The organism is Ochrobactrum sp. S1502_03 (assembly GCF_044435015.1).
Taxonomy (GTDB): domain Bacteria; phylum Pseudomonadota; class Alphaproteobacteria; order Rhizobiales; family Rhizobiaceae; genus Brucella; species Brucella chromiisoli.
In genome coordinates this window covers 214,124-238,614 of record NZ_JAYEXN010000002.1, presented here as the reverse complement: position 1 = coordinate 238,614, position 24,491 = coordinate 214,124, and the positions used below count along the sequence as shown (strand labels likewise).

The window sequence follows — 24,491 nt, the reverse complement described above, 5'->3', positions numbered from 1 at the left end:
GCACCAGTCTTGTCGCTGGCTTATAGCGCAATGCTAATCTGCTCTGTAATTCAATCGTCGAGCACCCAAGTATCCTTTGTGCCACCGCCCTGACTGGAATTGACCACAAGTGATCCTTCTTTGAGCGCCACACGCGTCAACCCACCGGGCGTAATACGAATACGGTCTGAAACCAGAACGAATGGCCTGAGATCGACATGCCGCGGCGCAAGACCGCTTTCCGTAAAGATCGGCGTGGTGGAAAGCGCTAAAGTTGGCTGGGCAATGTAATTACGCGGGCGCGCCTTCAACTTTACTGCAAACGCATCGCGCTCCGCTTTGGTTGCAGCGGGGCCAACGAGCATGCCGTAACCGCCTGAACCATGCACTTCCTTAACAACGAGCTCGGCCAGATTGTCGAGCACATAGCTAAGACTATCCGGCTCTGAACAGCGCCATGTCGGTACATTTTCGAGGATTGCCTTACGGCCTGTGTAGAACTCAACGATTTCAGGCATATAGGAATAGATCGCCTTATCATCAGCAATACCCGTGCCCGGTGCGTTGGCGATAGTGATGTTTCCGGCACGATAAACATCCATAATGCCTGCAACGCCGAGCGTTGAGTCCGGCCGGAATGTAAGCGGGTCAAGAAAATCATCATCCACCCGGCGATAAAGCACATCAATCGCGCGGTAGCCTTTGGTTGTGCGCATGGCAACGCGTCCGTCGACAACGCGCAGATCGCTGCCTTCCACCAGTTCTACGCCCATTTGATCCGCAAGAAATGCGTGCTCGAAATAGGCAGAATTATAAATTCCCGGTGTAAGCACAGCCACCGTTGGCACGCCCTGCGTTCCGGGCGGTGCGACACTGGCCAGTGATTGCCGCAGCAATTGCGGATAATTCTCAACCGGACGAACCTTCACATTCTGAAACAGCTCAGGAAAAAGCAGCATCATGGTCTCGCGATTTTCCAGCATGTAAGAGACGCCGGACGGGGTACGGGCATTGTCTTCCAGCACGTAAAACTGATTTTCTGCCGTACGCACGATATCGACACCGATAATATGCGTATAAACATTGCCCGGCGGACGGAAACCAATCATCTCCGGCAAAAACGCCTCGTTGTTGACAATCAGGTCCTTGGGAATGCGCCCTGCCCGGACGATTTCCTGACGATGGTAAATATCATCGAGAAATGCATTCAGCGCCATCACGCGCTGTTCAATGCCTTGCGAAAGCCTTCGCCATTCCTGCCCGGAAATAATACGTGGAATAATGTCGAACGGGATCAGGCGCTCCGCTGCGTCCTCATCACCGTAAACTGCAAAAGTGATGCCAGTCTTGCGAAAGACGCTTTCTGCGTCCTGCGTTTTTTGCAGAAGTTTATGCTGATCCTGTTGGTCGAGCCACTGCTTGAGAAATTCGTAGGGTTGGCGGACATTCCCGCCATGATTGAGCATCTCATCAAATGGCTTCACTTACTTCCCCTTCTTTTTTGCTAATAGTCAGCTTCAAATCAGGGAAATGCAAGTGTGCAAACCATACAAAAGTGCAAAGCTGGGTTGCGCAATTTCGTCGCGACAATCGCCCAGCCATCGTTTCTAATTACGCCAAATGGTCATTTCAGCCTGGGCGAAACGCTTTGACAAAGGCAGGATCTGTATCGATACGGCCAGCACCAATAAGATCAAGACAATAAGGTACAGCCGGAAAAATAGCCTGCAAGGTCATTGCAATGGAGGCCGGCTTACCTGGCAAGTTGAGAATAAAGCTCTTGCCGCGACTGCCAGCAGTCTGCCGCGAAAGAATAGCGGTTGGGGTCTGCTCCAGACTTGCGCGACGCATCTGTTCGCCAAAGCCCGGCAATTCCTTATGCAATACCACCTGCATGGCTTCCGGCGTTTCATCGCGTGGGCTTGGACCGGTTCCACCTGTCGTCAAAATCAAATCGCATCCAACGGTGTCAGCAAGATCAATGAGTGTATCTCGTACGGATTCCATACCATCCGGGATGACGCGCCTGACGATCTCATAGGGTGTGACAATCGCGCTCTTCAGCCACAATTCAATGGCCGGACCACTAAGATCTTCATATTCGCCGCAACTTGCACGGTCAGAAACAGTAACGACGCCGATTTTCACTGTCACATCCTTTTCATTGCGCTTTTTCTTCGCTTATACCGATATCTCGCCAGCTTGTGAAGATTTCGGCATCAAACCATTGTGATGCAAAACTGGTATATTGAACGCCACACAAAATACTGTTGCTTTCCCAAGAAATTAGAGCTTCAATCACAATATTGATGGGGGGAGAACACCATGCCATTCAGAGGCGCTCAGTATCGAGGAACGTTCATGCCCGAGGACTTGCAAGTGATGCAAGCCGCTTACAACAAAAGCTGTGTCTTGCTGGAGCGTTGTCCGAAAACGCATATATCAAAAAATGATCTCGCACGTGAAGTCATCAAGACATTCGAAACAGGTGAATCCGATCCGGATAAAATTGCAAAAATCGCAGTGCAATTGGAATTAATGCGCCCTTAAGCGCAGTTACAGTATGTAAACGATCTATAGTTATGCTAATAAGCATTAGGATTTTCTAAAATCTAGCGTTAAAATGTAGTTCATTTTATGAAAATCGGTCAACCATGACCAAACAGCAATGAAGTAAGATGCCTTTTTCGAGAGATTATTTTTTCAAGCGTTTCAAGCCTCCTGAACTGGAACAGTTACAGGCGGCATATGTTGAAACGTGTCAACGCCTGGGGCGTTGTCCGATAACCTCTCCTCAGAAAGATGAAATGGCGCGCGAGATCATTCAGATTTACGAATGCGGTGTTTCAAATCCGCAGGTGATCGCTGATCTTATGATGCAGATCGAAAGTGTGAAGCCGAAGCCTTTCGCCGAACAGGTTCTCGTACAGAGTTTCGATGAACAGATAAAAATTGCCTGACGCAATCGAAAAAATGTGAGCTTCTGTATTCGGCCAAAGTGCTGACTTTAGCTTATTTTTAAATTTTCACCATAACCAATTGTTTTTATACGCATTATTTCAAAATGTGCGAGATAGCCTGCCATCATCTTTAAGACTTTTGTAAACTTTGGATTCAGCTTTATGCAGTAATCTTTAGTTAGCAATTAGCTTGAGGTGAGCGTTGCGGGTGTTGATTGATGGCATTTCTGCGATCGTGTCTGGCTGCAGAGTGCCTGAGTTTTGTGTACGGGTATCATGCGTTTTTCAGTTGTGTCAGCAATTGCCCTTGCCTGTACCGCTCTGGCGGGTTGCACGTCGAGTTCGGGCATCGAAAATCTGATGCCGCAACCTTCTGCCGAGCTTACCAGTTCTGTGATCAGGCCCTCGGCACCTGTAACCGAAACGGAAAGAGCGCCTCAGTCTATGCCTGCCGCACCGCAGGCAGAAGTTTTGGCTTGGGCCGGACCGGTACCCGATGCCGGTCCTTTCAAGGCCTCGCCTCCCGCCCCCGTAACTCCGCCACTGCAAAAAAGCATTGCAACGCCAATTTCCGTTCCAAAGCCGGATGTTGCAGCCTACCCGCCAGTGCGTCTTGCGCCCGCGCAACGCTTACGCGTTTACAGTCAGCGGTTTCGCGATGCAAAACCGATTAACTTCGGAAAAATCTCGCCACGCAAACATGCCGTGCATGGCGTGGATGTATCGCGTTGGCAGGGAGACATCGACTGGGCGACGCTGCGCAAGAACGGTGCAAACTTTGCCTATATCAAAGCGACAGATGGCGGTGATCACCTTGACCCGATGTTCAAAAAGAACTGGCGCGATGCAAAAGCTGCGGGATTGAAGCGCGGCGCATACCACTTCTTTTATTGGTGCCGCGTGGCAAGTCAGCAAGCTGACTGGTTTATTCGCAATGTGCCGGTTGATCCCGATGCATTGCCGCCAGTGATCGATGTGGAATGGAATGGCGACTCGTCATGCAAACGACGCCCATCGCCTGCGCAGGTGCGTGAAAAAATGCAGGTTTTCATGGATGCGCTCGAACGCCATTACGGCAAGCGTCCCGTGATCTATACCGCGCCTGATTTCTATGACGACAACCTCAAGGGCGCATTCACAGATTACCCATTCTGGCTACGCGCTGTCGCACAGCATCCCTCCAAGGTTTATCCGGGGCGTCGCTGGATTTTCTGGCAGTATTCGGGTTCAGGTCTGTCTCAGGGCGTCGATGGTAAGATTGACCTTAATGTCTTCCAAGGCAGTGAAGACCAGTGGCATCAATGGGTTCAACGTTTTGCCAGCTGATCCCTTTTCAGGGATCAGCTTCGTGCGCATCAGAATTTGCCGATATTTTCGAGATCATAAGGCGTTGACTGGTACATTTCATTGATCCAGTTGCCAAAAAGCAGATGTGCATGGCCGCGCCAGCAATTCTGCGGCTTCTTGCTGACATCGTCATTGGGAAAGTAATTGGCAGGCAGCGGTGTTTCCGGTTGAAGCTGAATGTCACGGAAATACTCATCGGCAAGCGATGTCGTGTCATATTCAACATGGTTGAACATGTGCAATGAACGATGCTTTGGATCTTCCAGCAGGCAAAGGCCGCTTTCCGGGCTATCGACGAGAACTTTTAGGCCGCTTTGTGGAGGAATGTCGTCCTTGCGCACTTCTGTCCAGCGGGAAACTGGAATCGCGAAGTCATCGGAAAACCCGCGAAGATAGGGTGAAGACGGCGCGAGATTCTGTTGGCTGAAGACACCGGATGCCTTGCTCTGCAGATCATATTTGCCCATACCATGAAAATGGTGGACGGCGGCCTGTGCTGCCCAGCAGATATTGAGCGTACGGTGGACATGAGTTTGCGTCCAATCGAAAACCCTCTGCATTTCATCCCAATAGGTCACATCTTCAAAGGGCATGCGCTCAACCGGCGCGCCTGTGATGACAAAGCCGTCAAAGCGCTGATTGCGGATATCTTCCCATGGCTGATAAAAAGAAAGCATATGATCCGCTGGAGTATGCCGCGCAACGTGATTGGTAATGCGAACAAGCGTCAGTTCCAGTTGCAGTGGCGTCGCCCCCAGCAGCCGTGCAATCTGTGTTTCCGTTGTGACCTTGTTCGGCATCAGATTGAGAAGGCCGATCTTCAGCGGCCTGATATCCTGACGCACAGCATCTGCCTCACGCATCACCATAACGCCCTCTGCTTCGAGAACACTGGTTGCAGGCAGATCATCAGGAATTTTTATAGGCATGCGTGTCAGTCCTTCGTTATGTCAAGGCAGACGCATGTGGCTTTGTCCGTATGTTTGCCGGTCGGCCACATCCTTCCTTTAAGGAAGTACCACCTTGCCCGGAAAGGCAGGTTGGCGTTGGGCGTCGCCTCAACTCTTGATGTGAGATAACTACTACTCAAAGAGTCGGGCGCTGGCAATAGGTCCGTTTGGAAGAGTTTTTATAAGGCGAGGCTGAAACTGAAAAAGTGGCCCTTTCCATGTTCAGACGCTTCTGTTGCAAGTGGAACAAGCGGGCAGTTCAGACGTTTCCCTATCAGATCGTTGATCTAACCTGTTTTGCTGGAAGCATAATCTTAGCGTCACTGGTTTGAGTGTCGTCGGATTATGCTCTTCCTCAAAGATGTGCTATTGTGGCAAAAAATGGGAGGGAAACATGAGCAATATTATATTCTGGATAGCCTTGGTTATTCTGCCGGTTCTGGCAGGAACGGCTTTTGCCTATTTCCGACATATGCGCCACGGAGATGACTTTTAGGTCATCCTGGCGAGGTAAAGCTGTGCCAAAAGTGGGAGCCAGCCCTGTGCGATAATCAGTAGGCTCTGGTTGATCAACCTGATAGCGTTCGTTTGCCAAGCGCAATGATCGTTAGATGAGTGCGAGTTTTTTCGCGCCAACTCAGGTGAATAACTGCAATGAGCGAAACGGATACCCCCCATATCCTCGTCGTTGGTGCAGGCTTTGGTGGCCTGCAATTAATCCATGATCTAAAAGGTGCAAATGTTCGCATTACGCTTGTCGATCAGCGTAATCATCACCTCTTTCAGCCTCTTTTGTATCAGGTCGCGACAACAATCCTTGCGACATCCGAAATTGCATGGCCAATTCGCCATCTTTTTCGCGATCGCAAAGATGTAACCACCCTGCTCGCCACTGTTGTCGATGTGGACACGTCCAACAAACAGGTGAAGCTCGAAGACGGCTCTACACTTGATTACGACACGCTCGTGCTCGCAACCGGCGCACGGCACGCTTATTTCGGCAATGATCGCTGGGAAAAGCTTGCCCCCGGTCTTAAGGCGCTGGAAGACGCTACGACCATTCGTCGTCGTCTTCTTTTGGCGTTTGAACGCGCCGAACGCGAGACAGACTTCGCAAAACGACGGGCATTGCTCACATTTTCTGTGGTGGGAGGAGGACCAACCGGCGTTGAATTGGCGGGTATTATTGGTGAACTGGCCAAACATACGATGTGGCCGGAATTTCGTAATATCGACACAAGGGAGGCGCGCATCCTGCTGATTGAAGCGGGTCCACGCATTCTGTCTGCATTTCCGGAAGATCTTTCATCTTACGCTCAAAATGCCTTGAAAAAGATTGGCGTTGAGGTGCGTCTTGGGATGCCGGTGAAAGAAATCACTGAAGATGGCGTAACTGTTGGCGATGAATTTATTCCCTGTAAAACGGCCATATGGGCAGCGGGTGTTGCAGCTTCGCCTGCCGCAGCCTGGCTTGGCGTTGAAAGCGACCGTGCAGGTCGCGCACGCGTTCTGGCCGATCTCACCGTTCCCGGCCATGAGGATGTGTTTGTGATCGGAGATACCGCCTGGGTCGAAGGGCAGGATGGAAAGCCGGTTCCCGGTATTGCACCGGCTGCCAAACAGCAGGGCGCTTATGTTGCTAAGGTCCTTCGCAGCCGTATATCAGGCCAAACCGCTCCGGCCCCCTTTCGCTATCGCCATCAGGGCAATCTTGCAACGATTGGCCGAGGTGCGGCCGTCGTCGACATGGGGCGGATCAAGCTGAAAGGCGCGCTGGCATGGTGGGTATGGGGCATTGCCCATATCTTTTTCCTGATTGGCACACGCAGCCGCGCGGCGGTTGCATGGAGCTGGCTGTGGACCTTTATATCGGGTCAACACAGTGCCCGCCTGATCACACAGGGCAAGGCTATCGAAGATAAAAAACAGAGCGCCCCCTGAAAAGGGTGAAACATTTTTAGACATATATGCGCGTTAAAACAAAGGATTAGCGTGACAATCTGATTCAATCAACTCAAAGCACCTTCAAAAAAACGGCCTGCTTTTCGCGGGCCGCTTTCATTTTATCTCTCTGAGAGAAAGCTTGTTATCTAGCCAGCCATGAAGCCTATTGCATCCTTGTGCCAGTAGCCTGCAACGAGTGTTTCTTCCCGGCTTTTTCCAAGCTTCTGGCGCCAATGTTGGCGAATGACTTTCGCCTGATCCGCCTCGCCCGCAAACCAGCCAAAGGTGTCAGGGCCTTTCGGCCACTCCGCTTCACACAGAGTTTTTGTGAGTGTTTCGGCAGCGCATTTCTGATCGGCATCAATAATCCACTCGACCGAAAACCCTTCTGGGTGAACGAGTTGCTGCACATCCTTTTCGCTATCGACTGCAATCACAACACGGCCTGTCACATCCGCTGAAAACTCTTCGAGCATCCGCCCGATTGCTGGCAAACCGGTTGCATCGGCACCCATAAGATAGCGGCTTGCATGGCGCAGAGGGCGGCCAACCGGCCCCATCAAACCAACCTGATCACCGGGCTTAACGTTTTTTGCCCATGTGCAGGCAAGCCCTTCAACGTCGTGGAGATAGAAATCGATCTCCAGCCAACCGGCTTCAATGTCAAGGTTGCGGACTGTGTACGCACGCGATGCGGGCTTGCGCGCCTCGTCAGGCCAGAATGGCAATCCATTTGGCCCCATGATCGGCCAAACGGGCTGCGGAACCTCGTTGGTGGGTAAAAGCAGACGGATATGCATCGCTCCAAACAATGCAAAACGCTTGAGATCTTCTCCCATGAGACGAAGCCGCAACATATGTGGCGTGAACAGATTGGACGAAAGCACGCGCATCAGGCGAAACTGCGGAAGAGCCTGCTCTCCCGCCCTATCGCCCAGCCAAATAATCTCCGGGGCCTCCGCCTTTGTGTAGAGTTCGATGGCAACCGCTGCGATATCTTTTAATCGATGCAGACCTGTATCGTCATCTGCATGCAGCGCGACGCTGTAGCCGTGCAATTTACTATCAATCTCAATCCGCCCAAAGGAGAACTCGAATATGTGGTTGTCGCCACTGTTATCATATTGCGCCTGGTAGGAATTCAGACGATCGATAATGTTCGGCAAATAGATGCCGCCATTTTGCAATCGAATGCTTGCATGGCTCAATAATGCGCGGGAAACTTCAGGAGATGGCTGTGACACGGGCTTTCTCAGTCAATTTTAAATAAGGAAAACTTTGTGCAAGAAAGGATTGAAAGCATGTCTGCTTTCAATCCGGAATATTAGCCGCCAATGCGGCCGGTGATGGCGATCTTAAAGGTTCTGCCTTTAGCCTGATCAATATCTGAGCTGGTGGCCCAGCCCGTTTGCGCGTCCGTGTAAGCCTTGTTGAAAAGATTATCGACGCCGAAATCAAGCTTCACATGATCGTTCACCTGCCAATTGGCGAATACATTCACCAGATCAACACGCGGATATACTTTCACGCCACCCGTCGTCAGAGCACGATTAACCTTGCCGACGCTTTCATATTCTACGCCGTAAACCAGCTTTTCTTCAAAAGCTTTCAGGCCCAGCGTTGCGCTGAAATTATTAAGCGGTGTATTGCTCAGACTATCCCCTTTGTAGATACCATCTTTCATCTCGGCGTCAGTATAAGACGCGGCAAGATTGACATATCCCCACCAGTTGTCATAGGTGCCTTCAAATTCTACGCCGCGCAGACGCGCTGTGCCAACATTCTCAGATGTCGTTACTTTGCCGTTCTTTACGGTATTGATGTAGTCTTTCACATCGGTATGGAAGAAATTCAGCTTGGCACGCACCTGATCACCAGCATCCAGAATGCCGTCCTGCCGAAGGTTGACACCGGCTTCGAAGGAAGTGGCGACTTCTGGCTTCAGCAACAGATTTGGCTCATAGCCAGAGCCATGCGCGCCATTTTGGCGGAACATGTCCTGCATATGCGGCACCCGATAGCCCTGCGAATAAAGGCCGTAAAACTGCACACCATCCCAAGGTGTTATGCCGACGCTTAGACGCGGCGAGAGACGATTGCCGTCAGCGCTGACGTCTTCCGACGGCAGCAGATTTGTTGCCTTCGTGGTGCCATCAAGCCGGTAGCCGTCATAACGCAGTGCACCGATCAGCTCCAGCCACTTCTGGTACTCACCCTGCCACTGAAGGACGCCGCCATAGGCCTGCTGATCGCCATTGCCAAAGTTATCCGTATCGGATTTGCCGCGCATCTTATAATAATCAACACCATAGGTGATCGTGTGTATCATGGCGTCAGTTTCAAATCGCGAGCTGTTATAAGCACGGAACCCGGCCGTCGACACATCATAATAACGCGTTTTGCCAATATTGGCTTTTGGCCAGATCTGGTACTGGTCGTTATCCGTATCGGTGTAATAAGCATTGACCGACAAGTTCCAGAACGGGTTGTCTTCCGGTTTGTAGGTATAATTGCCGGTGTAATTGCTCACAATTGTATCAGCGTCGTAGCGCGACAGAACTGCTGACGTCGATCCACTGCTGCCAGTCATGATATCGCTGTATTTCTGGCGTGAATAGCCAACCTTCAACTCATGCCCTTCGGCGGGACGGATTGTGACTTTACCCAAACCGCTCACGACACGCTCGCCCGTCCAGCGAACGACATCACCATCACCATTCTTATAAGCATCGCTGTCGCGATAATTCAGATTGCCAATCACGTCAAAATTTTCATGAAAGCGATAAGCACCGACAGTGCTGGTCATCCAGCCCTTGCCATTGCTTTCATAACGCAGTTTTTCACTCAGAGCCCATGTTTCATTATCGCGAAGGAAATCACCGGCATCCTTCGTTTCAAAGGCAACCAGACCACCGATGCCACCGGAACCATATGCATTGGAAACAGGGCCACGAATGACTGTGACCTGCTTGAGCATTTCCGGCTCAATATAGAATGAACCGGAACCGTGGCCCACACGCCAATAGTCCTGACGAGCACCATCCAGCGTGACAGCAACACGGCCATATTCCTGAAGTCCACGAATATTAATAGAGGTTGCCGGATCGTCACCGTTTAGGGACGCATGAACGCCGGGGGTCGCCCTGAAAAGACCAGCCGCAGTCGTTGCCTGAATACGATCAATATCGCGCTGCGTTATAATGCTGGTCGATCCGATTGCATCTATGACAGCCTGGTTCTGAATCGTGGGTGAAATCGTGATCGTGTCGAGTTGCAACGCTTGCTCTGAGCGCTTTGCTTGATCTTCTGCCTTTTCGGCGGTGACTGTTTGTGCAAGAGCGGATCCCGCGCCCAACAGCATCAAAGAAAAAGCCCCACCAAGCGTTGTTGTCACGAGCAGATACCCCGTGTGTCCTGTTCTCAACAGCATTCCAAGCCCCATTCTGCAATTAACGGCATAATTAAGATGACAAAAAGACTCATATTAATTGCTGGCTATATTAATCATGATATTAAGAGTCAACTTTAACGGCCTGGAAATGACGAAATTTTTTATGGTTTTTTTCAGCAGCCGATCAGTCGAAAATAATCGATTTAAAACGAAGTATGATATCAGATAAAATCAGCCATTCTTCGGATATTCATTTCATTCGTTAACGCAATTTAAGACATTGGAAATAAACCAAGCGCCTCATCATCACCGCAACTTGTATTCCGGCGGAGCGCTTGCTGTGATCGGGTGATAATCATCCATTCTTTTCAGTAATTACTGAAAATTCACTGTGACAATTGAGGGGTTGCTTTTTAAAAACGACTGGTTATTTTCTTCTCCACTTGGAGGAGGAAAGAGCCGCCCCAGCGCGTTTATCGCTGCGGGGCGGTTTCTTATTTCAGCTATTCAAAAATGCATATCTGCCTTGCAGCATAATGCCTTGTAAGTCGTCAGCATCAACCCTATTTTCAGGTTGTTCAGTTTCACTCCTCCTCCCAGAAACTGAACATGAAGCGCGGCACTCCTCCTCCCAGTCGCGCTTACCAGATCCGCCCGTTGCACACTCCTCCTCCCAGTGCAGCGGGCGTTCTTGTTTTCAGCGTTGGAAAATTAGCGCGGCTTCGAGCGGCTTTCGATCCGATTGAATCAGATCGGCGCTCTAAATATTTGTTTTGACGCGCATCTTGGTCCGAAAGCTGTTTCACACTTTTTGGATAGTGCTCTAATCGAGTTTTGAGCTTGGCGTGAGCTGCTTGTTCTGCTCCTGCGCGAGAAGCGACCATGCTGCAATAAACATTGCGGCAATCATCGGACCAACAACGAACCCGTTAATTCCGACGAGAGAAATCCCGCCAATCGTTGAAATCAAAACGACAAAGTCCGGCATGCGTGTGCCCTTGCCCACCAGCGGCGGACGCAGCAAATTATCGATCAGCCCGATCACCAGAACACCGACAAAGACCAATATAAAGGTCTGGAACCACATTCCATTCACGGCAAACCAAATAGCAGCGGGCCCCCAGACGAGAGATGCGCCGACAACTGGCAGCAGCGAAAAAATTGTCATCAAAACGCCCCACAGCAATGCTGCTTCAATGCCGATCAACCAAAATGTGACACCGCCAATTGTGCCCTGAATAAGCGCAATGATGATATTCCCCTTAACCGTTGCACGAATAACAGCAGCAAATTTCTCGAGAAACTGATTTTTGTAATCTTCGCTCAGAGGGATCGCCTGGCGAATCTTTTCTCCAAGTTCCTCACCATCGCGAAACAAAAAGAAAAGCAGATAAATCATGATGCTGAAGCTGATAATGAACTGAAGCGTATTCTGCCCCAGGCTAACCAAACGACTTGCGAAAACCTGGCTGCCTTGCAGTATCCCGCCAGTAATGCGCGCGCGCCATTCCGCAAAAGTTCCCAGCTCAAAGCGTATCATCCACTCTTCCAAAGTGCCGGGCAAAGCTGCCAGAATACGTGTGAGATAGCTGTTGAGATCAAATTCACGCGTCGCCAGACGCTGGTAAAGGGTATTTCCCTCCTGAGCCAGCAATCCAAAAATGAATAGCGCTGGCAGGATGACCAGACAAAGGCACATCAGCACCGAAAGGAAAGCCGCCAGATTTTTGCGCCCACGCAACGAACGAAGCAATCGTTGTTGCACCGGGTAGAAAATAAGCGCGAGAATAACGCCCCAGAGCACCGCCGAATAATAAGGTATCAGCAGCCAGGCAAAGGCGACCGTCACCAATGCCAATAGGATATAAAAACTCGCACGCTGGACAGACATGATCACTCATTGATTATTACTATATTCGAAAACTGCCCTGATTTTCCTTGAAATTCAATAGCTCAGGGCAATTCCCTCAATAAGTTTCGCGCGGCGACATGTCAGCAATTCATTTACGAACGCGGCTGCACCCTCCGATTGTCAACCAAAAAAATTAATATTGTTGACAATCCGATGTATCTGGCGTTCAATTCCGCTCGCTGCGCCCCACCAAACGAGGGAGCAGTGACCAAACAAGGGGAATAGATATGTTTAACAGACGCGCAGTTTTAAAAACTGCGGCGCTCGGCGCCGTTTCACTTTTTGCGCTTATCTCAGCAAATGCCTCCCAAGCGGCTGATAAAGAACTCGAGATCGGCTTTGTGGGTGTTACAAGTGGTCCAGCAGCGGCATGGGGAACATCCAACGTTCGATCCATGCAGGTTCGTGCTGACTGGCTCAACGAACTGGGCGGCGTAAAGATCGGCGACGACAATTACAAAATTAAGATCGTAACCTTCGATGATCAGAAAGATCCGAAGCGCGCCATTGCTGGCATGGAGAAAATGGCGCAGGAAGGTGTCCATTATGTCGTCGGGCCAAATGTCGATGATGGCGCAGCCGCCGTGCGTCCGGTCGCCGAAGCCAAAGGGATCATCTATTTCCCTTATTCCTTCCCGAAAGAACTTTATACACCGCCGGCATCCAATGCCATTCTTGGCATGATTGCCAATTATCAGTCGGGTCCAGCTATCTATAAATACCTCAAGGAAAACAAGGGCGTTAAAACTGTCGCTTTTGTTGCCGCCAATGAATCCGACCCCTTGAGTCAGCGCGACAGCGGTATTGAAGCCGCCAAGGCACTCGGTCTGGACGTGGTTTCAACAAGCGATGCCTATCAGAACGATACGCGTGACTTCACGCCCGTGCTCACCCCGATCATTATGCAGAAACCAGACCTTCTGGTTCTTTCAGGTGTTGCTCCGGGAAATGCACCTCTCTTGATCCGCGCAGCACGCGAACTTGGTTATGAAGGCCTCATTTCCACGGAAACGGCGCAAGACGCAAAGGTTCTGGAGGAAGGTGCCGGAGAGCTCGCTAATGGCTTCATTTCTGTGGGCGGCGCGTCCACGCCGGAGATTGCATCGGATACCATGAAGGAATTCGTTGATCGTTATACAAAAGCTTATGGCGAGTATAATGATGAATCGAATACCAAGGTCTATGCACTTGAATACATTATCGAAACATTGAAGGCTAACCCTTCTGCAATCGATAACGTCGAAGAATTCAAGAAGACCGTCGACACATTCTCGGCACCCAACCCCTATGTAAAAGGCGACGATTCCAAGTTGAATTATGTTGGCACGACATCGTTCACACAGAAGCGCCAGCTGGGCATTCCGATGGTTGTCACCGAATATAAGGATGGCAAGTTCGAAACCTTATTCGTCGGACAGGTCGACTAAGCCTGAGACTGTGGGAAGCGGGTGCATGAAGCGCCCGCTTCTGCCTCCCAATTGTCATATATCGCCACGGAGACTTTGGCATGCGCCGCTCTCCGCAAGAGGGAGTTTGCCTTCATGGAACAAGTCATAGTCAACGGGCTGTATCTTGGATCACAATATGCGCTGATTGCGCTGGGCCTTACACTGATCTTTGCTCTGATGAACGTCCTCAATTTTGCACACGGCCAAATGTACGTGCTCGGAGGGTTTGTCACTTACACGATTTATGGCCAGCTAGGCCTGCCTTTCGTGGTGGCGCTGTTTGCATCTGCGCTCACTTTGATGATTGTCGGTGCACTTATTGAAAAATTTTTGTTCAGACCCGTTATCAAACGCAGTCTGCGCGACGAAAGTACGATGTTGCTTGCTGCTGCCGTCGCCTTTTTTCTGGATGCTGTCATACTGTTACTTTTTGGCGAAAAGCAGCGCGGTGTGCCGAAGATCATAAATGGCGTTTTCGTCTCAGATTGGCTGATCATACCTTATGATCGTATTCTGATCGGCGTATTGGCGGTGGTTTTCATCGCAGCCTTCGTTCTTTTCATGCAATTCACGAAACCCGGTCGCGCCATGCGCGCGCTCGCCCAAGACCGCGTAGCGGCGCAGTTGATGGGCGTGAATGTCGACCGATACTCCATGATCGGCTTCGCAATGGGGGCAATGCTGGCAGGCCTGGTTGGTGGTTTGTTGGTTGCCATTACCGGGGTCAATTCCGGCATAGGGGGCGCAATATCGATCAAAGCCTTCATGATGGTGATGATCGGTGGCGCGGGTGTCGTCAGTGGCGCGATTGCCGGCGGCTTTATTCTCGGCATGCTGGAATCGGTCGGCCTCACGGTGCTCAGACCTTACGGCGACATCACCTATCTCGTAATCTTTGCCGGCCTGATGGTCTTCCTCAGCCTGCGTCCGAACGGCCTTATGGGCAAACCTTGGGGTTGATGGGAGGAAACATGACAAAGACAACAAAACTTCTCGGCGTCGTTGCTTTCCTCGCGCTGGTTTTCATCGGTATACCACTGCTGATCAGCATAACAGGACGTAACGATCTTTATTACACCCTGACATCGGTTGCATTGCTCTCCATTGTCAGCGCGGGTGTTTGGCTCACCTTTTACATTGGCCGTATCAATATCGGCCAAGGGGCCTATGCCCTGATGGGGGGCTATGTGTCGGCCATTCTCATGGTCAAGTACGGTGTGTCTTTCTGGCTGACATTGCCGCTGGCGGGGCTTTTCTGCGCCTTTGCCAGTGTTTTGATCGGACTGCCGATCCTGCGCCTTCGCGGTGTTTATTTTGCGATGGTGACGCTGGTGCTCACAGAAGTTGCGCGCCTGCTTGCTATGGCACTGCCCATCACCAATGGTGCTAAAGGCATGGTCAACATACCGCCTCCCGGTGGAATTTCGATCTTCGGCCTCACAATCCTGCCGGACTTCGCCACATTGCAGAATCCGCGCGCCGCGTTCTACTTCGTGTCGGTCTTTCTTATGGTGCTCTGCTTTGCAGCGCTCTACAGGCTCATCCATTCGCGCATCGGCGGTTTGTGCCAATCCTTGCAACAAAATGAAGAGCTGGCCTCCTCCATTGGTGTCAACATCACCAATCTGCGGGTGCTTGCCTATGCGATTTCCTCCTTCCTTGGAGGGCTGGGCGGCGCAATGTTTGTAGCCATCTCCCAGTCGATCTATCCATCGAGCTTCACGGTGACAGACTCGGTCAACTTCATGCTTAACTGCTTCCTTGGCGGTCTTGGCTATGTATTTGGACCGATTATCGGTACTTTTGTCCTCTATTTCGGCTGGGATTTTCTTTTCCAGACCGGCAAATTCCAACTCCTTATTTTCTCCAGCTTGCTGATCATCCTGATGCTGTTCCTGCCAAATGGCCTGCTCAGCCTGCGTCTGACAAATAAGAAAGGAACGCGGCCATGAGTGCGCTTCTTGAAGTCAAAGGCGTTACCAAGCGCTTCGGCGGGTTGGTCGCAGTCAATGATGTCTCGTTTTCGGTCAGAGAAAAAGAAATCCTTTCAGTGATCGGTCCCAATGGTGCAGGCAAATCCACGCTGTTCAAGCTGATTGCCTCCTTCCTTAATCCAACGACAGGCGAGGTTCTGTTTAAGGGTGCGCGCATATCCGGCCTTGCGCCGCATATCGTTGCCCGGAAGGGCGTGGTTCGAACCTTTCAGGAAACCACCATCTTCAAAGGCATGACGGTGCGTGAAAATGTCATCGTCGCGCATCACTTGCGCGCGAAGGCCAGCTTTCTCGGCTGTTATATTGGAACGAGTCTTGCGCGGGAAGACCAACAAACATTTGAACGCTCGGCAGACGAAATTCTGGATTTTCTCGGTTTGGGACCACAGCGTAACGAGGTTGCACAAAACCTTCCACATGGTCACTTGCGCGCGCTCGGTATTGCCATTGGTCTTGCCACACAGCCCAAAGTTCTGCTGCTGGATGAGCCCTTTGCAGGCATGAACCATGACGAGACCGTCAAGGCAGTGGAAATGGTGCGCGCAGTTCGCGAACGCGGCATCACAGTGCTTCTGGTCGAACATGACATGCCTGCGGTGATGAATATTTCGGACCGGATCGTCGTGATCAATTTCGGTCAGAAAATTGCAGAAGGCACACCGAAGGAGATCCAGGAGAACGAAAAAGTCATCGAAGCCTATCTCGGCGCAGAAGATGAAACGATTGGATACTGATCATGACAGAGCTTCTGAAAGTTACCGATGCCGAACTCTATTATGATCACGTCTACGCGTTGAAGGGCGTGTCTCTGAGCGTCAATCAGGGAGAAACTGTTGCTCTGATTGGTGCCAATGGTGCAGGCAAATCGTCCATTCTGCGGGCAATCACCGGGCTCAACAAACTGCGCAAGGGTGAAATTTACTTCGAGGGAAGCCGCCTTGATGGCACACGCTCGGATAGGATCGTCGAAATGGGCATTGCAATGGTACCCGAAGGACGACGGGTCTTCCCTTATATGAGCGTGCGCGACAATCTGTTGATGGGCGCCTTCACCCGCTCTGCAAAGGCAGACATCGCCAACACGCTTGAAATGGTTCTGGGGCGTTTTCCGCGTCTGAAAGAGCGCTATTCTCAGGCCGCTGGCACAATGAGCGGCGGCGAGCAGCAAATGCTGGTCATCGGGCGCGCATTGATGGCAAAACCCAAGCTGCTGTTGCTGGATGAACCCTCGCTCGGGGTCGCACCAAAGCTTGTGCAGGACATTGCACGTTCAATTGTCGCCATCAACCGCGATGAAAAGGTCAGTGTTCTTCTGGTCGAGCAGAATTCCCGCATGGCACTGCGTATTTCACAGCGCGCCTATGCGCTGGCAACGGGCAAGATCGTTCTTTCCGGGAACTCTGAAGAACTTGTTTCTGACGACCGTATCAAGAAGCTTTATCTGGGCGGCGAAATTTGATTTCAGGGCGCGCTAAAGCGCCCTGAAACAACCACAACAATAAAAAAACAATCGATGGTTTGAGGAAATGGACATACTTGTCATCAACCCGAATACAACCGCGTCTATGACGCGGAAAATCGGTGACGCTGCGCGAAGCGTGGCGGCAGCCAAAACGAATATCATTGCCATCAACCCCAAGGATGGACCACCCAGCATTGAAGGCTATTTCGATGAGGTTTTTGCCATCCCCGGCATGATTGGGGAAATGCGCAAACATCCGAAAGCCGATGCCTGTGTGATTGCCTGTTTTGACGACACGGGACTCGACGCAGCGCGCTGCGCAAGCACGATGCCTGTGATCGGTATCGGTGAAGCCGCTTTTCATGTGGCAAGCCTGATTGCAGGAAAATTCAGCGTTGTAACAACCCTGTCGCGCTCAGTTCCGGCCATTGAGCACAATCTGTCACGTTACGGTCTTGCAACACGTTGCGCCCGTGTCAGGGCCAGCGATGTGGCCGTGCTTGACCTTGAAATTCCGGGCTCAGATGCCCGACGCCGCATATCGCAAGAGATCGCACATGCGATGCGCGATGATCACGCCGAAGCAATCGTTCTGGGCTGTGCAGGCATGGCAGATCTTGCCTCCTCCTTATCGGAAGAGCATGGAATTCCCGTCATAGATGGTGTGACTGCTGCGGTAAAGCTCTGCGAAAGTCTCGTTGCGCTTGGTCTTAGAACATCGAAAATTGGTGGCTATCAGGCGCCAAGACCAAAAGAGTTTCAGGGTATATTTGAACCTTTTTCACCACGAAACTGAAGGCCAACCAAACGATATTGCCAATTTCAAACGACACGATATTTTGTAAACCATAACGGCAATATCGTTGACAATGAAGAGTGCTGCTTCGATATGTATATGAGTTGCAACTCAAAGACATACAAAACGGCCCTGAACCTTGAACCGTTTGTATCTGGATGAAAATGAATTTTCTGGACACGCAAACAACTGACAACAACGAGATGAGTGGCAATAACGGGTCCACACGCTGGCATCCTGTCTATGAGGGGCTACGCGATGCGGTCGTGAGCCACCAATTGCTGCCCGGAACAAAATTGCCGGAAGACGAACTGGCGTCGATTTATTCGGTCAGTCGCGCCGTTGTGCGTTCTGCATTGCAGGCTCTTGCCCACGATCGTCTGGTACGGCTTGAACCGAACCGCGGCGCATTTGTAGCCGAGCCCTCGCAGGAAGAAGCGCGCGAAGTGTTTGAAGCGCGTATGCTGATTGAGCCGGAGGTTGCAGCACTTGCGGCAAAAGTGGCGACCGCAGACGATGTGAAAAAACTGCGGGAGCATCTGGATAAAGAACATGAAGCCCTTCATGCAGGCCGCGACAGCGATGCCATTCGTTTGTCTGCGCGCTTTCATCTCGAACTCGCAAGCATTGCTGGTCATTCCATTCTGGCAGGGTTTGTCACAGACCTTCTGCCGCGCTCATCCCTGATTATTGCGCTTTACTGGCGGCGCCGCGAAACCACGTGCGAAAGCCACGCGCATAATGCTCTGGTCGATGCTATTGAACGCCGTAAAACAAGTGAAGCTTCGGAATTGATGAAAACGCACATTCTTGATTTGCTCGCTGGCCTCAATCTCAAACGTGCGGCGAAAGAGCAAAAGCGTCTTTCCGATATTTTGAAATAACGCGTTTCTGTAGCGCACTCACGAACGTCTTCTCAACACCGATCATCCGGTGCTTGAGGCCATCAGTGTCAAGCAAGGCGTGGCATTCGGCTGGGCTAGAACATTTCCAGCAAAGGTGAGAAACGGCTTTGCTGGATTTGATACGCCCCTCTTCAAGCCCTGAGTGCATTCCAAAGTGGTGATGCTATTTTGATCATAAAAAGCACAATCAGCGAGCCCAGCACAAAGCCAAAGATGCCATCGGCCAGGGCTGTGATCATCCAATCAACAGCACCAGAGAGATTTGCCGTCACCTCCCCTGCAATATCCGCTGCGGTCTCTGAAATCCATGCAAATGGCTGATGGACGCCAAGACCGTGCAAACCATGAATGAAAATATTACCGCCAACCCACAGCATGGCTGCTGTTCCCACAATTGTCAGCACCACCAGCAGCTTGGGTACGGCTCGCACCATCCATCGCCCCAGTGCACGCGTTGCAGAAGACCGCCCCTTACGGGCCATTAACACGCCAAAATCATCCAGTTTCACGATTATGGCCACAACGCCATACACAAGAACCGTAATCATGATCCCGACCATAGCCAAAGTGGCTATCTCGATCCAAATTGAATTGGTTTCGATCATCGAAAGCGCGAGTGTCATGATCTCGGCGGAAAGGATCAAATCCGTCTTGATTGCACCTGCAACACGCTTTTCTTCAAGCGCGGTTGCATCTTTGCTTTGTTCGGATTCTTCTCCATCATGCTCTTCACTGGGAAAAAGCGTGTGCCAAACCTTTTCAGCGCCCTCAAAGCACAGATAAGCCCCGCCAAGCATCAATAATGCGGTGATTGCTAGCGGCAAAAAATAATCGAGCAAAAGCAGAACCGGAATAAGCAGCCCCTTATTCCGAAGACTTCCAAGCGCGATTTTACCAATCATCGGCAATTCACGTGCAGCCGCAATACCGACAACATATTTCGGCGTAACCGCCGTATCGTCGATCAGCACGCCAATTGTCTTTGTTCCCGCTTTTGCGGCATTGGCGGATATATCATCGACGGATGCCGCCGCGATTTTGGTAATTGCCGCCACGTCATCAAGAAGTGCCAGAAGGCCACTCATGCAGGTGTCTCCGCTTTCAGCGCAAATATGATTTCCGACACATTGCAGATGTGAAGGGCTTTCAGCAAGTGTTTGAAAAAGCCGGCATGAATAAAACGCGCGTTAATTCCGACAAAACGCAAAATGGTGCAAACAGGGAACTGTCCGCACCATTGTAGGATTGCGAATAAGCGGTTTTGCGCGGGATGATGCGTGAAACAAACGATCAAGCATTTTCAGCGATTCAACCAAAACAGGAAATGCTTTAACGAGCCACCCAAATACCTGCAATAAGGCCGGTTGCAGCTGTAATCAGCAGATACTGATTGTCGACCTTCACCCAATGCTGACCACGGCCCGGCTTGCGAAGACCATAACGCTTGTAATCACGAATTTCCTGATGGCGACGCCAGTCGCCATAACCTTCTCCCTGCCGCCAACGCTTGTGATCGCGGTCACGACGGTCATACCGGTCATGGCGTTTAAAATCTTTCCCATGGGAAGGGTGTTGCGGCTCAACATGACTATAGCCCGGCTTGCGCGGCTGATTGTAATTTTGCGCCTGAGCAAGAGGTGCACCAATAAACGACAGTGCGATGGCGGCGAGTACGGCTTTTTTAATCATGAAATACTCCTTTATTCTGACACCAGAATAAAGGAGGTAAAGTGAACGCAATATGAATGAAATATCCGCAAAACATTAAATAAAATCAATGTTCTATCAAAATTCACCGAGCAAAATAAACATTCAGCCAGCTTATATAATCAAGTGAATAAATTTCATTATAATTACACGCAAACAGCGCCTGACATCGAATGAATATCAGGCGCTTTAGAAGTCGGAAAAGGCGGCTTTTATAACACAGTAAACACTTTGCAACGATTTAACTGACAAGTAGCATTAAAGGAATGATCAGCAAAAATGCTACTGCGACGATGGCCTCTATTCGCGAATAAATAAGCATGGCTGCCTCCAATCATGATTAATGACTTATTAACAACGCAACCAGACGAATTTGGTTCACCGCCTTTTTAATTTTCTGGAATTCAGTGCTGTCTGAGAATGAGAAAGCCGGTCAAGTTAATGGGCTGCGATTAGGGCGCTGAAAGCCAAATAACGCCCATTGTAAGCATAATAGTCTTACAGCGGTTCAATCAAAACAGGAAATCCTCTAAGGAAATGCCCCTCTAAACTTATTCACGCCATATAAGCGAAGGCACTAAAATTCAAACAAAGAGGAACGTTTAAAGAGCGGCAGTTATGGCCAACAAAGAACCAGAATATGCGGACTAATCAAATCACGGAGCCGAATTTTAAATGCCGATAAAATACGTTATTACCACTGGAAAAAGACCTAGTCCAATCACCTAATGAAAAGAGCTGGCTCCCCGGGCCGGATTCCTCAGAGTAATCGAACCTCATTATTTTATCAATAAATTCAATTATATAACCACCTTAACAACCTTCAATAAAAACCTAAATGTAACCCAAATTGTAACCTGCATTATTAGCAAGAATCAATCCCTTGACGCATAGCTAAAAATAGAACATAACAAGAACATTGGCAGGCGGTAATCAAACTATGGAGAACGCCATGAATGCAGTATTGCAAAACTACGACGCCGAAATCGATCTGGTATTAGCTTACCACAAGGGCGACGTTCGCGCGTCAATTGAGGCGCTTTTGAAAGACCGAGATTTTCTCGCGCGTGAAATAGAACTTTCTCGTATTGCTCTCACCCACAGCAAACGCACCAACTCTTTTAAGAGGGCAGCTTAATGAAGACTTTCCAGGTAGCTCTTCCTGAAGCGTACGCACTGAAGTGTGCTAGACGAGAAGTTCACAGAGATGCCGGCCGCCTTGGTGCTCGCTTACCTCACCGCATGGCGCGCAAGTCGGGTATCGACTTCTGCGTATTCAGTTTCCCATCAGAAAGGCGAATGAGCGTCTTCATGGGGCGTCACGGCGGCAAGCCATTTGGTGATGGTAATTGGGAACGAGTCGTCGTTCGGTAAAACGCATGGCAAGACCTCCTACCTATGAAAAGATCAATGCTTTCACATGTCTAGCCGATTTAGAGCCGTGGGCTATGCTTTGCGGACTATGTACGAGGTGCGGTCATGTCAGCGACATTAATAAAAAATCACTCGGACGCAAAATTGCTGCGCACGATCCATTGAAAACTCATCAATGGAAGCTGCGCTGTGAAGATTGCACAATGAAGGGTGAAAGCGAATTCGTAGTCTATCGAGCGCCGAGGTAAAGAATGTCTGGATATAAAGCTGATAGCGGTGTCGCAGTGACAAGCGGTGGCAAGTTTGAGCATTGGTGCGATGCAGACGGCTGCAAAGCTTGGGGCACATACGGATACAAAACAAAATATGGACAGCTTTGGTTCTGCTACGAACACAAGCAGCAAGGCGAAGACGCGTTAGCTGGACGGCGATAAACTGCGCCCTATTCTCTTCGTAGCAGGAGGAGCGCATGTGCAATCTTTATAATTTAACGACGACACATGAGGCCATGCGCCGTCTGTTCCCGAAGTTCGGTGACGTGACAAATCGTGTTGACCCGCAGCTTGACGTATATCCAGATTATCCTGCACCGGTTCTACGTAATTTAACTGATGGTGAGCATGAGCTTGCACATCTTCGTTGGGGAATGCCGACGCCACCAATCTATGTGAAAGGTGAAGCAGACAGCGGTGTCACGAACATACGCAACCTCACCTCTCCACATTGGCGACGCTGGCAAGGCGTTGAAAGCCGCTGCGTTGTGCCTGCCACTTCATTCTCAGAATACGGGCAGGAACCCGACCCAAAGACAAAACGCAAACCATTACACTGGTTCGCTCTGAACGAGGAAAAGCCGCTCTTTGCCTTCGCTGGCATTTGGACGACTTGGAAAGGTGTGCGGAAGAAGAAGGAAGGCCTAGTTGACGTTGATATATTCGGCTTCCTGACAACCGAGCCCAATGCCGTGGTCAAGCCGGTCCATCCCAAGGCGATGCCAGTAATCCTGCGCACGACAGAGGAAATCGATACCTGGTTACGTGCGCCATGGGATGAAGCCAAGAAAATGCAGAAGCCATTGCCTGACACTGACTTGATCGATCTAACGCCGAGCAACGATAATGTCGAAGATCAGACGAACTTGTTTTGAGATCAGTCAAACAGAAACCGCCCCGTAGGGTGGCTGTATTGGTTATGCGGCGAGGATTTCATCAATCCGAGAATGAAGGCTGGTGATATTACCATCGTTGGCGATGACAATGTCAGGCTTGAAATCTAATAGCTCAGAAGAGTGAGCGCTGTTTATGCCGCCACGACCTTTCAGCATCACGACAATTCCACCGACCGACCGAACCGCGTCGGCTTCGTTTGCAAACCTACAGTCGTCAGTGACTGCGGTTGCGCCAGTGACGCGCTCGCGCCAGATATTGATCCAGAAATCCTCACCCATGCACTTGCGGCCCCATTCTGTGCCTAGTGTTTGCATTGCGTGGCGAGGAGTCTGACCAGATGCATCGGGAACCTCTTTTAGATCACCCTCAATCTGTCGCTGACTGTATCCGATAGCGCGCAGCATATCCTTCAATGGATCTGCAAACTTAACCAACTTGTAGCCACGCTCGATCACGTATTTGGCTGCTGTCGACTTACCGCTCCCCGCCTTTCCTGTGAAGGCAATTACTTTAGGCCAGTTGTCGTTTGCGGGCATGTAACGTTCCAGTGGGCCGAATGTTTCAAGAGCTATTTCCCGCTCCCGCTGCGCCCACCATGCACGTGTAGCTGCCTCTCCTGCCTCCTTGTTGCGAGCGCAGAGGTCTGCAAAGGACGGCTTGGATAGTTGTTCAATCTTTCCAATGACCATACTCATACTTCCTCCCTCGCCTTACGCTTAGGCTCTTCGAACTTCTCAGTCAAAGGCCCGCCAGCAAGCAATCCACGCAACGCTGACAGCTTATCTTCTACGAGCGGTCGGAAGCGCCTTGCAGCAAACGGCGGGTTTTCATAACCAAACTGCGGGCAAGTTCCGCGATCTACGCCCTTGAGGCGTACGCCGATGTAAGAGCCATGAATATAATGCTCAAACGGGCCAATCCACGAGATCTCGTAAATCTCGCCTTCTTTCACCTCAAGGAATTGCTCAAAGCCAACGACTGAATCGATGCAGACCACTTTTTGCCCAACATGGAATTGGTTCATGCATGCGCTCCCCTGATTATTTCACGCCATATATATGCGGACGCTAACTTTGTTTCACCGGCTTGGTATTCATACTCAGCCCATCCCAACGCTATTTCAGCGCAACGATCACGCTCTGCGAGGATTGCT

General features: G+C 50.6%; 23 protein-coding genes and 1 riboswitch. Of the genes, 13 read left to right on the top strand and 10 right to left on the bottom strand.

Translation table 11 applies throughout. The features are described from left to right. Positions 1–50: 50 nt before the first annotated feature. Together VBH83_RS03295 and mog are read right to left on the bottom strand one after the other, a co-directional pair. Entirely contained in the window at positions 51–1,463 is a 1,413-nt protein-coding gene (locus VBH83_RS03295; protein ID WP_396996362.1) for a circularly permuted type 2 ATP-grasp protein, read from the bottom strand. A 145-nt stretch (positions 1,464–1,608) separates the two neighbouring features. Next, entirely contained in the window at positions 1,609–2,127 is a 519-nt protein-coding gene (gene mog / locus VBH83_RS03290; protein ID WP_265984481.1) for a molybdopterin adenylyltransferase, read from the bottom strand. A 177-nt stretch (positions 2,128–2,304) separates the two neighbouring features. Here mog and VBH83_RS03285 point away from each other — a divergent pair, with 177 nt between their 5' ends. From VBH83_RS03285 to VBH83_RS03275, 3 genes are all read left to right on the top strand, one after another. Beyond that, the gene (locus VBH83_RS03285; protein WP_396996360.1) at positions 2,305–2,529 is read left to right on the top strand and encodes a hypothetical protein; all 225 of its coding nucleotides are present in this window, start codon (positions 2,305–2,307) and stop codon (positions 2,527–2,529) included. A gap of 128 nt (positions 2,530–2,657) precedes the next feature. Next, positions 2,658–2,939 carry a hypothetical protein gene (locus tag VBH83_RS03280; protein ID WP_265984226.1) on the top strand — a complete coding sequence of 94 codons (282 nt, stop codon included), beginning with the start codon at positions 2,658–2,660 and terminating at the stop codon, positions 2,937–2,939. A 276-nt stretch (positions 2,940–3,215) separates the two neighbouring features. Beyond that, positions 3,216–4,265: a GH25 family lysozyme gene (locus VBH83_RS03275; protein ID WP_265984225.1), complete on the top strand. Its 1,050-nt coding sequence runs from the start codon at positions 3,216–3,218 to the stop codon at positions 4,263–4,265. Positions 4,266–4,294: 29 nt separating this feature from the next. On the opposite strand, the gene metA is transcribed toward VBH83_RS03275, so the two are convergent. After that, positions 4,295–5,215, bottom strand: coding sequence for a homoserine O-succinyltransferase (gene metA / locus VBH83_RS03270; protein WP_265984224.1), 921 nt, complete (start codon positions 5,213–5,215; stop codon positions 4,295–4,297). 40 nt (positions 5,216–5,255) lie between these two features. Continuing rightward, positions 5,256–5,363, bottom strand: a riboswitch (SAM-I-IV-variant riboswitch). A 527-nt stretch (positions 5,364–5,890) separates the two neighbouring features. Here metA and VBH83_RS03265 point away from each other — a divergent pair. Continuing rightward, entirely contained in the window at positions 5,891–7,177 is a 1,287-nt protein-coding gene (locus tag VBH83_RS03265) for an NAD(P)/FAD-dependent oxidoreductase (RefSeq protein WP_265984223.1), read from the top strand. Between the two features lie 149 nt (positions 7,178–7,326). On the opposite strand, the gene VBH83_RS03260 is transcribed toward VBH83_RS03265, so the two are convergent. The 3 genes from VBH83_RS03260 to VBH83_RS03250 all read right to left on the bottom strand — a co-directional run bounded on the left by VBH83_RS03260 (position 7,327) and on the right by VBH83_RS03250 (position 12,462). Further along, positions 7,327–8,424: a siderophore-interacting protein gene (locus tag VBH83_RS03260; RefSeq protein WP_265984222.1), complete on the bottom strand. Its 1,098-nt coding sequence runs from the start codon at positions 8,422–8,424 to the stop codon at positions 7,327–7,329. A gap of 80 nt (positions 8,425–8,504) precedes the next feature. Continuing rightward, on the bottom strand, positions 8,505–10,610 hold the full coding sequence (locus VBH83_RS03255) for a TonB-dependent receptor domain-containing protein (protein WP_265984221.1): 2,106 nt from the start codon (positions 10,608–10,610) through the stop codon (positions 8,505–8,507). Positions 10,611–11,394: 784 nt separating this feature from the next. After that, positions 11,395–12,462 (bottom strand): AI-2E family transporter, encoded by a 1,068-nt coding sequence (locus VBH83_RS03250; protein WP_396996356.1) that lies wholly within the window; start codon positions 12,460–12,462, stop codon positions 11,395–11,397. 248 nt (positions 12,463–12,710) lie between these two features. Here VBH83_RS03250 and VBH83_RS03245 point away from each other — a divergent pair, with 248 nt between their 5' ends. From VBH83_RS03245 to VBH83_RS03215, 7 genes are all read left to right on the top strand, one after another. Next, positions 12,711–13,910, top strand: a complete 1,200-nt coding sequence (locus VBH83_RS03245) for an ABC transporter substrate-binding protein (RefSeq protein WP_265984219.1) — start codon at positions 12,711–12,713, stop codon at positions 13,908–13,910. Positions 13,911–14,024: 114 nt separating this feature from the next. Continuing rightward, complete coding sequence (locus tag VBH83_RS03240) at positions 14,025–14,891, top strand: branched-chain amino acid ABC transporter permease (RefSeq protein ID WP_265984218.1); 867 nt, start codon at positions 14,025–14,027, stop codon at positions 14,889–14,891. 11 nt (positions 14,892–14,902) lie between these two features. Then, positions 14,903–15,883 (top strand): branched-chain amino acid ABC transporter permease, encoded by a 981-nt coding sequence (locus VBH83_RS03235; protein WP_265984217.1) that lies wholly within the window; start codon positions 14,903–14,905, stop codon positions 15,881–15,883. Beyond that, the gene (locus VBH83_RS03230; protein ID WP_265984216.1) at positions 15,880–16,659 is read left to right on the top strand and encodes an ABC transporter ATP-binding protein; all 780 of its coding nucleotides are present in this window, start codon (positions 15,880–15,882) and stop codon (positions 16,657–16,659) included. Before VBH83_RS03235 ends, VBH83_RS03230 begins: the two co-directional genes overlap by 4 nt. Before the next feature lie 2 nt (positions 16,660–16,661). Beyond that, positions 16,662–17,384, top strand: coding sequence for an ABC transporter ATP-binding protein (locus tag VBH83_RS03225; protein WP_265984215.1), 723 nt, complete (start codon positions 16,662–16,664; stop codon positions 17,382–17,384). A 67-nt stretch (positions 17,385–17,451) separates the two neighbouring features. After that, positions 17,452–18,183 (top strand): aspartate/glutamate racemase family protein, encoded by a 732-nt coding sequence (locus VBH83_RS03220; RefSeq protein ID WP_265984214.1) that lies wholly within the window; start codon positions 17,452–17,454, stop codon positions 18,181–18,183. A gap of 203 nt (positions 18,184–18,386) precedes the next feature. Next, positions 18,387–19,067 carry a GntR family transcriptional regulator gene (locus tag VBH83_RS03215; RefSeq protein WP_265984480.1) on the top strand — a complete coding sequence of 227 codons (681 nt, stop codon included), beginning with the start codon at positions 18,387–18,389 and terminating at the stop codon, positions 19,065–19,067. Between the two features lie 152 nt (positions 19,068–19,219). On the opposite strand, the gene VBH83_RS03210 is transcribed toward VBH83_RS03215, so the two are convergent. Both VBH83_RS03210 and VBH83_RS03205 read right to left on the bottom strand, forming a co-directional pair. Beyond that, on the bottom strand, positions 19,220–20,173 hold the full coding sequence (locus VBH83_RS03210) for a DUF808 domain-containing protein (RefSeq protein ID WP_265984213.1): 954 nt from the start codon (positions 20,171–20,173) through the stop codon (positions 19,220–19,222). A 244-nt stretch (positions 20,174–20,417) separates the two neighbouring features. After that, a complete protein-coding gene (locus VBH83_RS03205) occupies positions 20,418–20,777 on the bottom strand; it encodes an RcnB family protein (protein WP_265984212.1) in 360 nt (119 codons plus the stop codon). A 970-nt stretch (positions 20,778–21,747) separates the two neighbouring features. On the opposite strand from VBH83_RS03205, the gene VBH83_RS03200 reads away from it, so the two are divergent. Then, positions 21,748–21,933 carry a hypothetical protein gene (locus tag VBH83_RS03200; protein ID WP_396996351.1) on the top strand — a complete coding sequence of 62 codons (186 nt, stop codon included), beginning with the start codon at positions 21,748–21,750 and terminating at the stop codon, positions 21,931–21,933. A gap of 705 nt (positions 21,934–22,638) precedes the next feature. Next, on the top strand, positions 22,639–23,316 hold the full coding sequence (locus tag VBH83_RS03195; RefSeq protein ID WP_396996349.1) for an SOS response-associated peptidase: 678 nt from the start codon (positions 22,639–22,641) through the stop codon (positions 23,314–23,316). Positions 23,317–23,358: 42 nt separating this feature from the next. On the opposite strand, the gene VBH83_RS03190 is transcribed toward VBH83_RS03195, so the two are convergent. Together VBH83_RS03190 and VBH83_RS03185 are read right to left on the bottom strand one after the other, a co-directional pair. After that, positions 23,359–24,033: a deoxynucleotide monophosphate kinase gene (locus tag VBH83_RS03190; RefSeq protein WP_396996347.1), complete on the bottom strand. Its 675-nt coding sequence runs from the start codon at positions 24,031–24,033 to the stop codon at positions 23,359–23,361. Further along, entirely contained in the window at positions 24,030–24,362 is a 333-nt protein-coding gene (locus tag VBH83_RS03185) for a hypothetical protein (protein WP_396996345.1), read from the bottom strand. The genes VBH83_RS03190 and VBH83_RS03185 overlap by 4 nt, the downstream gene beginning before the upstream one ends. Positions 24,363–24,491: the final 129 nt, after the last annotated feature.